Origin of the sequence: Streptomyces sp. NPDC012769 (assembly GCF_042901205.1) — a bacterium.
Taxonomy (GTDB): Bacteria; Actinomycetota; Actinomycetes; order Streptomycetales; family Streptomycetaceae; genus Streptomyces.
The window spans coordinates 667683-682352 of the sequence record NZ_JBIBCP010000003.1; the positions used below are offsets into that span (position 1 = coordinate 667683).

General features: G+C 70.9%; 13 protein-coding genes. 8 read left to right on the forward strand and 5 right to left on the reverse strand.

Annotation, left to right across the window (positions count from 1 at the left end):
• Window positions 1-16: 16 nt before the first annotated feature.
• Window positions 17-697, reverse strand: coding sequence for an NAD(P)H oxidoreductase (locus tag ACFY7C_RS18180; protein ID WP_389651037.1), 681 nt, complete (start codon window positions 695-697; stop codon window positions 17-19).
• A gap of 108 nt (window positions 698-805) precedes the next feature.
• Between ACFY7C_RS18180 and ACFY7C_RS18185 the strand changes: the two genes are divergently transcribed.
• The 3 genes from ACFY7C_RS18185 to ACFY7C_RS18195 all read left to right on the forward strand — a co-directional run bounded on the left by ACFY7C_RS18185 (window position 806) and on the right by ACFY7C_RS18195 (window position 4201).
• Window positions 806-1783 carry an AraC family transcriptional regulator gene (locus ACFY7C_RS18185; RefSeq protein WP_389651040.1) on the forward strand — a complete coding sequence of 326 codons (978 nt, stop codon included), beginning with the start codon at window positions 806-808 and terminating at the stop codon, window positions 1781-1783.
• A gap of 122 nt (window positions 1784-1905) precedes the next feature.
• On the forward strand, window positions 1906-3123 hold the full coding sequence (locus tag ACFY7C_RS18190; RefSeq protein ID WP_389651043.1) for an alpha/beta hydrolase family protein: 1218 nt from the start codon (window positions 1906-1908) through the stop codon (window positions 3121-3123).
• A gap of 208 nt (window positions 3124-3331) precedes the next feature.
• Window positions 3332-4201, forward strand: coding sequence for a hypothetical protein (locus tag ACFY7C_RS18195; RefSeq protein WP_389651045.1), 870 nt, complete (start codon window positions 3332-3334; stop codon window positions 4199-4201).
• Window positions 4202-4459: 258 nt separating this feature from the next.
• On the opposite strand, the gene ACFY7C_RS18200 is transcribed toward ACFY7C_RS18195, so the two are convergent.
• Window positions 4460-5467 carry a helix-turn-helix domain-containing protein gene (locus ACFY7C_RS18200; RefSeq protein ID WP_389651048.1) on the reverse strand — a complete coding sequence of 336 codons (1008 nt, stop codon included), beginning with the start codon at window positions 5465-5467 and terminating at the stop codon, window positions 4460-4462.
• A gap of 232 nt (window positions 5468-5699) precedes the next feature.
• Between ACFY7C_RS18200 and ACFY7C_RS18205 the strand changes: the two genes are divergently transcribed.
• Window positions 5700-6632: an endonuclease/exonuclease/phosphatase family protein gene (locus ACFY7C_RS18205; RefSeq protein WP_389651051.1), complete on the forward strand. Its 933-nt coding sequence runs from the start codon at window positions 5700-5702 to the stop codon at window positions 6630-6632.
• Window positions 6633-6803: 171 nt separating this feature from the next.
• On the opposite strand, the gene ACFY7C_RS18210 is transcribed toward ACFY7C_RS18205, so the two are convergent.
• A complete protein-coding gene (locus tag ACFY7C_RS18210) occupies window positions 6804-9482 on the reverse strand; it encodes a hypothetical protein (protein WP_389651054.1) in 2679 nt (892 codons plus the stop codon).
• Window positions 9483-9896: 414 nt separating this feature from the next.
• Between ACFY7C_RS18210 and ACFY7C_RS18215 the strand changes: the two genes are divergently transcribed.
• From ACFY7C_RS18215 to ACFY7C_RS18230, 4 genes are all read left to right on the forward strand, one after another.
• The gene (locus tag ACFY7C_RS18215) at window positions 9897-10148 is read left to right on the forward strand and encodes a LysR family transcriptional regulator (RefSeq protein ID WP_389652730.1); all 252 of its coding nucleotides are present in this window, start codon (window positions 9897-9899) and stop codon (window positions 10146-10148) included.
• Between the two features lie 1343 nt (window positions 10149-11491).
• Window positions 11492-12409: a hypothetical protein gene (locus ACFY7C_RS18220; protein ID WP_389651056.1), complete on the forward strand. Its 918-nt coding sequence runs from the start codon at window positions 11492-11494 to the stop codon at window positions 12407-12409.
• Window positions 12410-12682: 273 nt separating this feature from the next.
• A complete protein-coding gene (locus ACFY7C_RS18225; RefSeq protein ID WP_389651059.1) occupies window positions 12683-12862 on the forward strand; it encodes a hypothetical protein in 180 nt (59 codons plus the stop codon).
• On the forward strand, window positions 12859-13020 hold the full coding sequence (locus ACFY7C_RS18230; protein ID WP_389651061.1) for a hypothetical protein: 162 nt from the start codon (window positions 12859-12861) through the stop codon (window positions 13018-13020). The genes ACFY7C_RS18225 and ACFY7C_RS18230 overlap by 4 nt, the downstream gene beginning before the upstream one ends.
• Window positions 13021-13144: 124 nt before the next feature.
• Here the strand turns inward: ACFY7C_RS18230 and folE are convergent, their stop codons facing one another.
• Window positions 13145-13831, reverse strand: a complete 687-nt coding sequence (gene folE / locus ACFY7C_RS18235; protein ID WP_389651064.1) for a GTP cyclohydrolase I FolE — start codon at window positions 13829-13831, stop codon at window positions 13145-13147.
• A 56-nt stretch (window positions 13832-13887) separates the two neighbouring features.
• The gene (locus ACFY7C_RS18240) at window positions 13888-14613 is read right to left on the reverse strand and encodes a helix-turn-helix transcriptional regulator (RefSeq protein WP_389651067.1); all 726 of its coding nucleotides are present in this window, start codon (window positions 14611-14613) and stop codon (window positions 13888-13890) included.
• Between the last annotated feature and the right edge of the window lie 57 nt (window positions 14614-14670).

A 14670-nucleotide genomic window follows, 5' to 3' on the forward strand; every position in this document is an offset into this window, starting at 1 on the left:
CGTACGCCGCGGGCGGTCAGACCGCCACGAGTTCCTCGGCGACGAACGCGTCCACGAACTCCCGTGCACGACGGTCGAAAGCCGCGTACTGCTCCTCTCGCTCCGCCCCCGTCACCGCGTCGCCCACCAGGAGGTTGCCTTCGGCGTCGACGCGCTGAGGGCGCTCCTCCGCGTCGGTGAGGAGGCCGACGGTGGAGTGGGAGAAGCCGCAGTAAGAAGCGATGCCGTCGTTCAGGGTCGTTTCCAGGACGGTCTGCATGCCGGCCACGACCGGATCGTCGGAGGTGGCGCCGGCCAGGCCCAGCCACAGGATGCGCTTGCCGCCGAGTCGGGGCTTGCTGCGGCCGTAGGCGAAGCCGTAGTTCCAGACGCGGTCGATCCAGCCCTTGAGGATGGCGGGCACGCTCTGCCAGTACACGGGGAACACCGCCACGACCGCATCGGCGTCGAGGATGCGCTGCATGTGGGCGTGCACCTCCTGCGAGTACGTCTTCTCCCGGTTGCCCCAGTCCGGCTGGTCCGCCGGGTTCATCCGAGGGTCGAACCCCTCCGCGTGCAGGTCGAGCAGGTCGACGCGGTAGCCGGCGGCTTCGAGCCGGGCGGCGGCACGGCGGGCCGTGTGCGCGGTGAGCGAATCGGTGCGGTGGTGTGCGACGACGACGAGGGCTGTCCTGGTACGGCTGTCGTGCTGCGTCACGGTGTCTCCCGGCTGGTCTCGGTCGGTCCGAAGTACGAGTCCAGTACAGCCCTGAAGACGTGGATGATCCATGGGAGAAGCGCTCCGAACCATAGGAGATCGTCTACGGTGGCTTCCATGGATCCTCTGAGTTCGCTCCTGAGCGGCATCCGGGCCGAGGGGGCGGTCGTCAGCCACGCCGTACTGACGGTGCCTTGGGCCGTCCGCTTCGCCGACGACGCGCCGCTCACCATGATCAGCGTGCTGCGGGGCGGGGGCGTCCTGCTGCTGCCCGACGGAACGGAGCGGGCGATCGGCGCGGGCCACACCGCCATCGTGCGCGGCCCCGGCCCGTTCCACCTCGTGGACCACCCCGCCACCCCGCACACCTCCCACGCCACGTACGAGATCACGTGTTTCACCGACAGCGCCGGCAGTGCCGACTGCGGCGCCCAGGAACTCGGCGGTATTCAGTGGGGCACCGACTCGGAGCAGGCGACCGCGCTGATCGTGGGCGCGTACCGCGCCTCGGGTCACCGCCACGAGCGGCTCCTGCGTGCCCTGCCGCCCGTCCTGGTGGTCGAGGAGGACGCCGAGGTCTGCGCCTGGCTGGAGACGGCCGCCGCCGACGCCGCCCATCTCTCCGCCGGTTCACAGGCGTTGATGGACCGGCTCCTCGACTGGGCCCTGGTCTGCACGTTGCGCAGTTGGTTCGAGAAGGCGGGCGCCGATGCGCCCAGCTGGTACCGGGGCCTGGCCGACCCGGTCCTCGCACCCGCCCTGAGGTCCTTTCACGACCGCCCCGCCGAGCCCTGGACGGTGGCTGCCCTGGCCGCGCGAGCCGGCGTCTCCCGGGCGTTGTTCGCCAGGCGCTTCACTCAGCTGATGGGCCGTCCGCCCCTCGCCTACGTCACCGAATGCCGCATGGACGAGGCCGAGGCGCTGCTGTCCGACACGGACCTCGGCATCGCCCAGATCGCCAAGGCCGTCGGCTATGCCGACGCCTTCGGCTTCAGTGCCGCCTTCAAGCGCCACAAGGGCCGCAACCCCAGCACCTACCGCGCCACGGCGGCGATGGCGGGGGCCGTTTCTCTCGCCTCGGGGTGAACGCGCGCGTTCCTGCGGCGTGTCGCACCGTTCTCCGGCATTGTCCCGAGGGGTTGTCCCCCTAGGCGGCCCGGGGGCTGGCTCCATGTCCCGGCGCAGCGGCCGACAGGCATGATCCATCCATGACGTTACGGCGAACAAGTATCCGGATCGCGGCTGGTGCGGCGGTCCTCGGCAGTGTGTCCGCCCTGGCTCCGGTCTCGGCGGCGGCAGGCTCGCCCAGTGAGCGGGTACGAGGCGGGGCTGTCGTCTCCGTCGAGCAAGTGGCCGACCTCACTGCGGAGGAAGTGGCCGGGGAGCTACGAGGAAAGATCGACTCTTCCCAGGTGCGGCACGGCGTGACCGCCCATCGGATGACCTACCGCACCACCGACAGCGCGGGCGCCCCCACGACCGCGAGCCAGCTCGTCGTCCTGCCCAAGAACGGGGCGCGCCACCTGCCCACCGTCTCCTGGCTGCACGGCACCACCGTCTACCGCAAGGACGTCGCCTCGGAGAATCCGCGGTCGAACGACCGGCTCGTCGCCCTGCTGTTCGCCTCGACCGGGCGGGCCGTATCGGCACCCGACTACGTGGGCCTCGGCTCGGGCGAGGGCTTCCACCCGTACGGTGACCCCCGGGCCACCGTCGCGGCCTCGGTGGACGCCCTGCGCGCGGCCCGGACCCTTGCCCACCGAAACGGCCGGGAGCTGAAGCGCAAGGTCCAGGTCAGCGGGTTCTCGCAGGGCGGCCCCGCGACCATGCTGGTCGGCCGGGCGCTTCAGCAGGAGGACGCCGACCGCTACTTCCGGCTGGGGGCCCTCGCCCCGATCGGCGGCCCCTTCAACCTCTCGGCCTTCGAGGCCGCCGCGGCCGACGACAAGATCGCCAAAGCCAGCCTCTACCTCGCCTACTTCGCCACCGCCTGGAAGAAGATGTACGGCCTCTACACGGCACCCGGCGATGTCTACCGCTCCCCCTACGACAGCAAGGTGGAGGGCCTCTTCGACGGCCATCACACCCCCGGCCAGATCGCCGGCGAACTCCCGCCGGAGTCCAGGCACCTCTTCACCGAGGACTTCCTGGACAAGATCCGCAAGCCCGACGGTGTCCTGAAGGACAGGCTGCGACCGATGGACACCACATGCGACTGGCGGCCGAACGTACGGGTGGAGATCTTCCACGGTCGGGGCGACAAGGACATCGACTTCAGTCATGCGGCGTACTGCGCCGATCAGTTGACGCGCAACGGCGCCGCGCCCCGACTGACCGACGTCGGCGACTACGACCACAACGGATCGGTCCGGCAAGCCGTGCCCAGGGTCGTGCGCTTCTTCGACGAGTCGGCGAAGGCCGACTGAAGCACGCCGCCGACGACGGCCGGGAGGAAACGAACCGGCGTGGCCCGATCACGGCCCCTGGGGCGCGCCGCGCTCCGACCCCGTCGACCCTTCGGCGGTTGGTGCCCTCGGGTGACATCCGGCAGGGGCTCCCGCGGACGGGCGAGGCGTCCCCCCATCCTCGGGAAGGGCGACCGGCACGGGGCCGGTCAGGACCGCCGGGAGAGACATGGCGCCGTTCCGTCCGACCACCACCCCGAGGGTACTGGCCGGGGCGGTGGCGCTGCCGCTCCTCGCACTGGTCGCCCCGGCCTGGGGCCGGCCGTCCGCCGCGCCGCCGACTCCCACGGCCGGGGAGCCCGCCACGCACTGCGCGTCCGCCGGGACCCTGCACGGCGCGGACGGCGCGTACGCCGAGGTCGGTCTGTGCGCGGACAGCGGCGGCCTGCGCCTCACCGTCTCGGCGCCGGCCTCCTGCGGGCGCGTCGGCTCGCGCACCGCGTACAGCTGCCGCAGCACCGGCACCTGGACGGCCCGACACGCGGGGACCACGCTCGCCGGCACCCTGCCCGGCCCGGCCGAGTACGCAGGACCGGGCACCTACGACGTCACCGGCTCCGTCCACATCCGGTCCGATCCTGCGGGCGTCGACCTCCGGGGCACCGTCCGCGCCTCCCTGGCGCTGACCGCCCCCCGGGCGCAGGCCACCCACGCCGTCACCGCGGACCGCACGACTCTGCACCGGGGCACCACGACCACGGTGACCTACACCGTCCGCCGGGACAGCGAGGACGGCGACGGCAGCGCCCGGTTCGGCCTGATCGGCGAGGAGGGCACCGGCGTACGGCTCTCCACGGCCGACGGCCGCTGCGTCAATCCGCTGGTCGGCCGGTACCCGGCGACGACCCGCCTCCCGCACGCACTCGACTGCGCCCTCACCACGCTCCAGCCCGGCCGCCCGGAGAAGGTGACGGTCCGCGTCTTCGTGGGGCCGGCGTGCTCCACGGTGGTGTCGAAGCTCGGCTACTGGATGCCGGACGGTCAGGCTCTGTACACCGGAAGCATGCAGCCCGGACCGGAACTGACCTGCGTCTCGTGACCCGTCGCGCAAGCGCATCCATCCGGCGGCTCGTCAGCTCGGGCACCGCGCGGCAGGGGCGCTCCCGCGGTTCGGCCGGCGTCGCCTGCGCCGAGGGCGCGGCGGGACAGGGGGCTGCATGGGCCGGGAGTCTCGGCGGGACGGGCCAGGCACGTCAACGCTGCGAAGGAAGCGTTGACGCGCGGTTCGCATGATCGACACGCGCCGTCGGGCAGGCTGGAGCGGTTTGCGACGGGGTGCGCCGGTCGGCCCTCGACATCACTGGAAGACGGTGTGCCGCAAGGAGACCGGCGTGGTGCCGTGCCAGCGCTGAACGGCTCGCCGCAGCGCGCGGGCGTCGGCGTACCCGGTGCGGCCGGCGATGGCTTCGACGCTGAGCTTCGTGTCCCTCAGGAGCCGCGTCACACGATCGCGGCGTATCTTGTCGACCTCGCTGCTCCACGTGGTGCCGTGCTCGACAAGGCGTCGCTGCAGCGTGCGGGCACTGAGGCTCATCCGCCGCGCCACCGCCTCCAGCGTGAAGTCTTCTTCCTCACCGGCGGATTCGAGCGCGGTGTGGAACAGATCCAGCCAGATGTGTAGCGGTCTTGCGGTGTTGAGGGTGTTCTCGGCGTGCTGCCGCAGGACGGGGGAGAGGCCCGGCTGGGCGTGCGGCGACCGGACGGTCAGATCGGCGGTGAGAAAGGTGATCGAGCTGGTCGGCGCTTCGAAGTCGATGGCGCGGGTTCCGTAGAGGCGCACCAGGGCGTCGTGCCGTTCCGGCGCTGCGGCGGCCAGGGACACCTTGACCGGGGTGAGTTCACGGCGTGCGGCTTCGCCGAGCCGTCTTCGGTACAGGCCGAGTCCGTAGGCGCGTATGGCGCACGCCGCCTCGTGGACCATGTCGGCACGGTTGCTGTGGCTGATGGTGACCTGCCCACCGTCCACGCTGACCTGCAGGCGGTCGCTGCCCACGTCGGCAACGGTGGCGAAGAGGTCCGCCGCGTCACGGATGCCCTGCAAGGGAGTGGGGGCGGCCGTGATCAGGTAGTCCCACACGCCGAGCGCCCCTACCCGCGAAGACCCCGTCAGCAGCACGGCGAGATCCGGCCAGGCCAGGCGGCCGGTCGCCAGCTCGGCGATGCGGACCGCGGTGGCGGAGGGTATGCGGCACCGGTCGTCGTCGAGGTACTCCGGCGCCAGACCCAGGAGGTGTGCGTAGTCGACGTGCGGGACGCCGGCGAGCCTTGCCGTACTGACGCTCAGCCGGGCAAGCGCGGAGGACATGGTCCCGTGATGTCTAGCCACGTACGGAGATCATAGATCACCACAAAGCACAAGATCGGCTACGGCCATGGGCGCACTCTGCGCCAAGACGGCGAGGTCCTTCGGCGCAGGCCCTGGGGCGAGCCGGTTGGCACCCAGGGTCCCCCTGGTGGCGCCTCCGGCCCCCTGAAGGACGGCCCGGCACGGAAGATGATCGACGTCGAACAGCAATGGGCAACGTCAGGGGAGAGAAGTGCGCAAGACATGGGGGATGGCGGCTGCCGCCGCACTGGTGATCGTCGGCGCCGTGCCGGGCGGAAGCGCCGCGGTACCGCCGCCGGCGGGCACGAACCTGCAGGTACTGGACTGGAACATGTGTGACGTACCGCGCTGGGGCTGCGGAGAGCGGAAGGTCACGGAGAAGGTCGCGCTGCTGAAGCAGAAGGTGCAGGACAAGTACGTCCAGGCCATGCTCCTGCAGGAGGTCTGCCAGAGCACGCTGACCGAGCTCACGTCGCAGCTCGGTACCGCGTGGAGCGTGAACTTCACCCCGTACCACTGGTCGCAGAAGGGCGCACTGACGGTCAGCCCCTGCGAGACCCTGCCGGGCACCAGCCAGCCGAAGGACGCCGACGACAACGTCGGCACCGCGATCGTGGTGAAGGCGGGCCTCGCGGATCCGGTGCGGTACCCGATGCTGCAGCCTCAGACGGCGCTGGTCCCGCCGTTCCAGTGCGCGACGGCCACCTACTTCGAGGTCCGACTGTGCAACGTCCACTCCCCGCGCAGCGAGTCGGACCAGGACTTCCCTCAGCTGGATTACCGCGACGACTACCAGCTGGCCGTCAAGGACGTCGTCGAGGACTTCCCCCAGGTCGTCTTCGGCGGCGACTTCAACACCCGTACGCCGGAGGCCGGGGCCGAGCACGCCAAGGTGTGGAAGCCGGCCGAGCTGTACGGGCTTCCGGGCGAAGCGGGTTACGCCGAGTGCGACCAGCAGAACTACCCGAACCGACGGACGGGCGCCCCGACCCACGAAGCCGGCGTCAAGCTCGACTACCTCTTCAGCAACCTCAAGGGCCGCTGGTGCGACGTCGAACCCAAGGCCCCGGAAGGCGAGACGAACCTCTCCGACCACCGGTTCCTGATCTACAGCGTGGAGGTGACCCCGGCGGCGACGGCCTGACGGCCTGCCGTCGCCGCCCCCGGTACCAGCCTGCGGCGGCCTCCGGTCCGAGGGCGTGCGGCAGTTCACCGTCATGCGGCGTCGGTCGGGGCGAGAGGTACAACGGTGGAAGGCCGCCCGGGTGTCCCCGAGCGGCCTTCCTTGCGAGCGTCGCGGTGTCATCGCACCGGATCAGGCCAGAGGCACCGCGTCGATCACGCGCTGCGGGACCGTCCACACCCCGGTGGCCGCGTCGGTCGGGCTCCGGCGGCCTTGGGTGACCAGCCAGACGGCCGCGGAGTCCGGGGACTTCAGCCGGGTGCCGTCGGCGAACTCCGTGGGCAGCGACTGCCAGACGCGCTGGGGGACGACCTGCATGGGCACGTTCGCGTATCCGCTCGCCGTCAGCTCCTCCATGCTGTGGAACGGAACCTTCGCCCCGCCCACGACCGCCGCCTGGCTCAGAGAGCCGGCGTCCTTGATCCGGGTGCCGTCGGCGATCTTCGTGGTCATGCCGTCCCACACGCGGGCGGGGATGACCAGGCGCGGCTTGGTGCCGTACCCGGCCTGCTGGAGTTCGTCCATGGAGTGGAAGTCGACTCTGGCTCCGCCGACCACCGCCGCTTCCGATGTGGCCCCGCTCTTGGCGATCCGGGTGCCGTCGGCGATCCTCGTGGTCATGCCGTCCCAGACCCGGACGGGGATGACCAGGCGCGGCTTGGTGCCGTACCCGGCGTCGTTGCGCTCGGCCTCGCTGTGGAAGTCCACGCGGGCTCCGCCGACCACGGCCGCTTCCGACGACCAGCCGCTCTTGGCGATCCGGGTGCCGTCGGCGATCTTCGTGGTCATGGCGTCCCACACGCGGGCGGGGACGACCTCGCGCGCCTTGGTGCCGTACCCGGCGTCGTTGCGCTCGGCCTCGCTGTGGAAGTCCACCCTGGCGCCACCGACAACCGCTGCCTCCGAGGAGGCACCGCTCTTGGCGATGCGCGTCCCGTCGGCGATCCTGGTCGGCAGGGCGTCCCACACACGGTCGGGAATCGTCCACATCCGCTTCTCGCCGAACCCGCAGGCGATCAGCTCGTCCATCGACACGAACGGTACCTTCGCCCGGCCGACGATGCCGGCCTGCGAACTGCTGCTCGCCTTCTTCACGCGCGTGCCGTCCGCGATCCGGTCCGGGATGAGGCTGAACGCCCGCCCCGGCAGCGGACGGACCTTCGACGCCCAGTCCGTACCGAAGCCCGAGTCGACGACCTCCTGCGGCGAGGCGAAGTTGACCCGCGCGCCGCCGATGATCGCCGCGACCGGGGTGCTTCCGCCGGTGCCCTGGATCAGGATGCCGTCGTCGGGCACGTCGGCCCGGATCATGTTGAACGCGCGCGCCGGGACCGTACGGACCTTGCTCGCCCAGTCGGTGCCGAAGCCCGCGTCGATGACCTCCTGCGGGGAGGCGAAGTTGATCCGCGCGCCGCCGAGCATCATCGCCACCGGCGTCGGCACACCGTTCGCGATGCCCTGGACCAGCGAGCCGTCCGGCGGGATGTCGGCATGGAACTCGTTGAAAGCACGGCTGGGGATCGCGCGCACCTTCTCACGCCAGTTCGCCCCGTATCCGGTCTCGACGACTTCCTCGGGCGAGGCGAAGTTGATGCGCGACCCGGCCACGAACATGGCCACCGGCGTCGATGAGCCGCCGCCCGTTCCCTGGACGAGGGTGCCGTCCGCCGGGACCGTGCCGAGGTTGTTGAACGAGTAGTCCGACACGATGACGACCTTGGAGGGCCAGTCCGCGCCATGGCCGGTGTCGACGACCTCCTGCGGCGAGCCGAAGTTGATGCGCGCCCCGCCGACGACCTGCGCCACCGGAGTCCCGTTGCCGCCGTTCCAGCCCTGCACCAGCGTCCCGTCGGACGGCACCCGGTTCATGTGGTCGCGGGCGTCGACCGACCAGTCCGAGATCTTGGGCGGACGGCCGCAGTTCACAGGGGAGTTGCAGTGCGACTGGTGCAGCGGCGCACCGCCCGCGAAGATGTACACGCGGCCGCGCTGGTCGATGGCCGACGAGCCGTTGCGCGGAACCTTCGGACCGGCGTCGATGACCGACTGGTACGTGGGCCGGGGCGTGGAGTCGCAGATCCCGCCGTCGCACGTGGCCTGCCAGACCGGGGCGCCACCGACCATCTTGTAGATGCGCCGCGTGTCCGTCGTGTGCAGGAGCGTGCCGTCGGGCAGACCGTGGACCGAAGTCACGGGCTGCGGCTGCGGCGGGGCGGGCGGGTTGGTCGGACCGGGCGCCGAGCCACCGCCCCGTCCCGTGCCCTGCGTGACCTTCTTGAAGCCCTCGCTCTTGGGCAGGTTCACCCACAGCGCGCTCTCGTGGCCCACGAAGTGCTCCATGCCGGCGTTGCATCCGGCCGGCAGCCACTCACGCGTCAGGAAGACGCGCTCGGTGAAGATGCCGTAGGAGACGAAGGTGATCTCGTGCGACGGGGACACGGTGTTGGTCTTCAGACCCACCGAACTCGTCCAGGACGCCTTCGCACCGATCTGTATCTCGAGGTTGACCTTGGCGACGACGTACTCGACCGACATGCCGGCCGTGAACTGGGTGCTCAGCTCCACCGTGTCGGACTTGGTGACGGTCACCTCGAGGTTGTCCCCGGGCGCCACCCTCCAAGGCCCGTCGGACGCTTTGAAGTCCTCGTAGTGCTGGCTCACCTTCCACGCGGTCGGTCCGCAGGAGACCGGCAGCGGCAGAGGTGGTGGATCGGCGGCCCGGGCGACCTGGGGCGTCGTCGCCACCAGGCCGCCCGCCAGCAGGACGCCGGTCAGCGCGGTGAGCGCCGTCCGCAGCCTGTGTCGGAGCATCGTGCCTTCTCTCGGTGAGGGGCGGCCCGGTCTCCCGCCAGGGGGCCGGGCCCGGAAAGGAATGACTGACCGGTGGAGAGGAGACGTGACGAGCGTCAGGCCGGACCTGGCCCGGCGCTGGTTCCGCGCGGTGCCGCATTCCCTTGAAGGCATGCCGCCGCTGTTGCGGCCTGGGCAGCACAGATCGCCATGTGAACGTTCCCCCCGTGGCGAGCCGCACCCGATGGTCGTTCGGGCGCGGGCTCCTTGGCGCAGTACAGGTCGGAGGTTAGACGCACCCGCCGCCGGTCTGTCAATGCATGCGCCGTAAACCTCCGCCGGTCCGGCGCGCAGCCTTGCGACAACGCCGCAACCCGCCAAGGCACGTGCGGCACTCGCGGTCGCCGGCTGCGAGCTGCCGGCTGACCGCACCGACTGCTCGCCGCCGAGGAACTCGGCATCGCACAGCCGTCGCTGAGTCACACCATCGCCCGGCTGGAGGGTGAGCCCGGGACGCCGCTGTTCGACCGTGGCGGTCGGCTGCGACTGAACGACGCCGGGCCGCGGCGGCTGCTCGACCGGCTGCCGCGCGGGGGGCTCACCCCGAAGGTCGTCTGTAAGGGGACGGGTCGAGTGCCGTCGCCGACCTCATCAGGGACAGCCATCTGTCGCCCGCCGCCCGGCTGATGCGCGAGGCGATCACCGGCTGGGACTTCGGCGCTGGCGCGCCGAGAGCGCGAGCTCTTTGAGAGCCGCCCACTCGCCCGGCCCCGTAGGGCAGCGACGGCACGCTCGCCGGGATGCGGGAGGCCGGGCATGGTGCCCGCCCGCACCCTCGCACCCCGAACTGTGGTGTCCCACCACATACGCCGGTGACCTGTGCTTTCCTACGGTGTGGCGACACGAAACAGTCCCCGTCACCCGCTCGGAAGTGGTGCACATGGCCGCCGCAACACACGCTCCCACGCCTCCCGGCGCTCTCAAGCGCATCGTCGCCGCAAGTCTGATCGGTACCACCATCGAGTGGTATGACAACTCATCGGCTCAGGGCTAGGACCTGCGGTTTCTCGTGAAGCAGCGGGCTGAAGTCAGCACGGAACCAGCACGGGAAACGAGCGGTGCTGGTTCAGTGCCGTCAGGAAGCCAGAGCACCGATCTGGGTGCAAGAAGCAGGCTCCCTTGTTCTGCTACGTAAAGTAGCGGCGAGACGATGGCAGCGACTTCACGGCCGCCGGCGCCGGGCCGTCCCCGCAGGTGCCAGGAGCGGGTACCGGCGCAGGCGGCCCCTCAGGCCGGCCGTGCTCGCGCACCGGAGGCAGGGTGGACTTGCCATGGGCGCGGGACGCGGAGGGTGTCGGCGAGGGCAGCGCACCCTACAAGTGGTGCGCCGCCCGCATCGGATGTGCGTTGCCAGGCTTGCGCGGCCAGTGTGTGGGTCAGATTCCGCCGGTTCCGAAGACGTCGAGGGGTCCGAACAGGCCCGTAAGTACCGGCGTCGGACAGGCTGGTGCCGGGCTCGGGCTCGCTGGGGGTCCATTTCACGATGGACCAGGTCTGACCCGGGCCGCCCTTGGGCCTGCCTACCGGGTACCCGTTGTGATCGGTCCAGTAGGTCTGGCGGGAGGGAATCGTGTTGCTGTCGGAGGCGTGGCCGCGTGCTGGCCGTACTCCCGCTCGTCATCGCCGGCCTAGCGCTCGTGCGTGCCTTTGCCCGGCCGTAGCTGCTCGGTCCCGAGATCGTGGAGCGCGCAGGCGAGGTGGACCAGATCGGGGTCTACGGGTACGTGCAGCTCTTGTTCTGGATCGGAGTGGGCACTGCGGCATTGACCGGTCCGGTGGTCAACGAACTGGTCCGGATGGGCGAGGACCGGTGGCTCGAGCCCGCCGCTCCGAGCCCGGCGGCGGAGACGGGACCGGAGGCGCGTTCTGCGACGGTTCGGGAGGCGGATGCCGAATCGGTTCCGGAGACGAAGGCCCTTCCAGGGACGGCTCCGAGGGCGGCACCATGGCTGCCAACCACCCTCGGCGCCGTGCTGTTGGCAGCGGCGATCGTCTTGGGAGTCCTCCTGACCGTCTGGCCGGGCGTGTGGGGGCCGCGACTGCGCAGCCTCGGTGTCCTCGTCGTCCTGCTGACGACCGTGACGCTCGTCGCGGGCTGGCTGGCACGGCGCTCCGAGTTCCACCTGCCGCTGCCGGCACTGCGCTACCTGCGCTTCCGGCTCACTCCGGTCTGGCTGCTGGTCGTCGCTGCGCTGGTGCTGGAGGCCCAGCTGGACACCGCCGGCGGCTACCACGAGGTGCGGCTCAAGCCGCGGTCGGCATCGGGCGCCGCCCCGGCCGCGCCGGCCCAACCCTACGAGGCGAAGGCCTTCTTCGGCGCCTGGCGAGCGGCGGTGCAGGCCTGCATGGATGCCGACAAGACGCTCAAGCCCACAACGGCCGTGCCGATGGTCTTCGTCGCCGCGCCAGGCGGCGGAATCCGCGCGGCGTACTGGACCGGGGCCGCCATGGACGAGACGACCAGGAGCCCGTGCGCCCGGGAGATGCTCTTCGGCGCCAGCGGTGTGTCCGGTGGCTCTCTGGGCCTGGTCGGCCACGGGCTGGGACCGCGGGAAGGCGAGCCCGCTGCGAGTGCCGGCCGGGACTTCGCCGCCCGCCTCTCCGGAGAGGACACGCTCGCCTCCGACCTGGCCGCCATGTTCTACCGCGATCTGCCGCGCGCCCTGCACGGGATCAACAGTCTGGGAGACCTGCGGCCGGGCGACCGCGCCACGGTGTTCGAACGCTCGTGGGAGAACCTGGACGAGCGCCTCCAGGACGACTTCTTCACGAGTTCCCTCCAGTCCCGCCCCGATGCCGGCCCGCGCCCGGTGCTGCTGCTGAACGGCACCGATGCCGGCCCCCGCCCGGTGCTGCTGCTGAACGGCACCGATGTGAACTCCGGCTGACGCTGAACTGTCGGCGCATGGAAGTGACGACGCCACCGGCGAGCACCGGCGGCGGCGAGCCGCCACGGCGGTCGAACCACTCGTCGGCGCCCACAACCGGGCCGTCGCCGCCGGATACGAGGGGGGCGCAGGAGCCGACGGCCGCTACGTCCTCCCGCTCCTCGTCGTCCTCGACAACCACTACCAGTCCAAGGCCGCGGCGCCCGACGTCGAACGTCAGCAGGAGGCCGTCGCCCCCTGATCGCCGGCAGGTCCCCCAAGGCCGCGCTGAGCGTGTCCACACTGGGGCAGTTGGGGCTGTACCGGTTCACCGGCGCGCTGCCGGGCATCGCCGCCGACGCGTCGGCGATCCGGGTCGACGGCGTCGCGTGCCCGCAGGTGCGCAGCTTCTTCGCGGCCCCGTCCGCCCGCCCGGCATCGCCGCGCCCCTGGGGTGGATCCTCTCCGACATGAGCAAGCGGGACCTGAGGGTGCAGCTGAGGGAACTCGTCCGGGCACCCGACCAGTGCCGGGCACCGGCACGGCCGGACGAGCCGCCGCGGCAGACGCCTTCGACCTTCAGCACCTTCCTGAAGGTGCTCCGGGGACCGGTCACCCTCGGCGCGGGGTGAGGAGAAATTCCTCCGGGAACTTTCCGGCACCCAGGCCGGAGCGGGCCCGTCTGGACGTTGCGGTGTACGGCGCCCGCAGGGCGTTTGCCAGAGTGAGGCCGTTGAGCGCGGCCATGACGACCTGTCAGGCGGTCAGGCCGGTCAGCGAGAGGAATTCGGCGCGGGAGCGGGCGTCGTGGCGGAGGGTGCCGAGGAGGGTGGAGGTGAGGGTGCTGGAGCCGGTGGCCTGGACGCCGCGCAGGGTCATGCACGTGTGTTCGGCTTCGATCACGACGCCGACGCCCTTGGGCTCCAGCTGGGTCTGGAGCCAGTCGGCGACCTGTTTGGTCAGGCGTTCTTGAACCTGTGGGCGGCAGGCGAAGTGCTCGACGACACGGGCGAGTTTGGACAGGCCGAGGATGCGGTGACCGGGCAGGTAGCCGACGTGGGCGGTGCCGACGACGGGCAGCATGTGGTGCTCGCAGACCGATCGCACGGGGATGCCGCGCGCCAGGACCAGCTCGTCGTAGCCCTCGTCGTTGGGGAAGGTCGTCAGGTCGAAGGGGCGCGGGCTGAAGAGTTCGGCGTAGGCGCGGGCCATGCGGGCGGGCGTGTTGCGGAGGCTTTCGGTACTGGTGTCGATGCCGAGCGCGGCAAGGAACTGGGCGGCGGCGCGTTCGGCTTGGGCCAGATCCACGCCGCCGGTGTCGTGGACGACGCGCAGCGGGGTGACGGAGGGCGTCGTGCCCTGGGGCGCGGGTATGGCGGCGAAGCTGGGGGAGAGGCCGGCTTCGTCCACTGCCGTGTCCGGGGCCGGGGTCGCGAAGTCCATGACGTGCTCCTCGTGGGTAGGCAAAGGCTCGTGCGGGCGGCAGGTGGTGGCCGTTCTCAGGGGTGTCGCGCCCCGGTGGGCGGTGAGGAGGTGGGCTGCAGGCGGACGCAGCAGTGGCCGGGGCTGGGTTCCAGGCACGCCTGGAGCCCTTCTTCGTCGAGGCCTTCCAGTACGCCGCGCAGCAGGTGGAGGTTCATGCCGCACACGGTCTGTGTGTAGTCGCGGGCGAGCGCGTGGAAGGGGCAGTTGCCCAGGACGATGGCGTCACCGTCGTAGCGGGGTTCGAACCCGTTGCCCTCCAGCAGGTCGAAGACACCCGCCTGCTTCTGTTCGGAGAGCTGTCTGCCCAGCTCGTGTGCCTTGCGGTGCAGGACGGTCCGCACCGGTTCGCCGGTGGCCTCGGATTCCTCCAGAGCCTGGGCGAGGAGCCGTCCGGCGAGTTCGTAGTGCCGCTCCGGCAGGGTGACGGCCACCTGCTGGGCGGAGCGCTTGTAGAGCTTGGCCGGCCGGCCCGCTCCCGGGCCGGTGCGACCGCTGCGCCGCTCGTAGACGACGTCGAGCAGTGATTCGTCGGCCAGGCGGTCCAGGTGGAAGGCCGCGGTCTTCCGGGCGAGGCCGAGGGCTTCGGCGGCTTCGTCGCGGCTGACCGGCGCCGGCTGGCGCACGACGTGGTCGTACAGCCTTCTGCGGGTCGGCTCGTCGAGCGCGGCGACGGCTGAGATGTCGGAGTGGGGTGCTTCTTCCGAGTGGTCCACGAACACCAGTGTAAAACCCAGAGCCATTGACTAAAGAAGGGGTGCGCGCTTCTATTGACAGTAAGAGTTGCCGATAGAAGGAAG

Excerpts from the sequence above, each read along its gene's own strand:
- ACFY7C_RS18195 (WP_389651045.1), top strand. The coding sequence starts at position 3,332 with ATGGCGCCGTTCCGTCCGACCACCACCCCGAGGGTACTGGCCGGGGCG.
- ACFY7C_RS18240 (WP_389651067.1), bottom strand. The coding sequence starts at position 14,613 with ATGGCTCTGGGTTTTACACTGGTGTTCGTGGACCACTCGGAAGAAGCA.
- ACFY7C_RS18230 (WP_389651061.1), top strand. The coding sequence starts at position 12,859 with ATGAGCAAGCGGGACCTGAGGGTGCAGCTGAGGGAACTCGTCCGGGCA.
- ACFY7C_RS18200 (WP_389651048.1), bottom strand. The coding sequence starts at position 5,467 with ATGTCCTCCGCGCTTGCCCGGCTGAGCGTCAGTACGGCAAGGCTCGCC.
- ACFY7C_RS18190 (WP_389651043.1), top strand. The coding sequence starts at position 1,906 with ATGACGTTACGGCGAACAAGTATCCGGATCGCGGCTGGTGCGGCGGTC.
- ACFY7C_RS18210 (WP_389651054.1), bottom strand. The coding sequence starts at position 9,482 with ATGCTCCGACACAGGCTGCGGACGGCGCTCACCGCGCTGACCGGCGTC.
- folE (WP_389651064.1), bottom strand. The coding sequence starts at position 13,831 with ATGGACTTCGCGACCCCGGCCCCGGACACGGCAGTGGACGAAGCCGGC.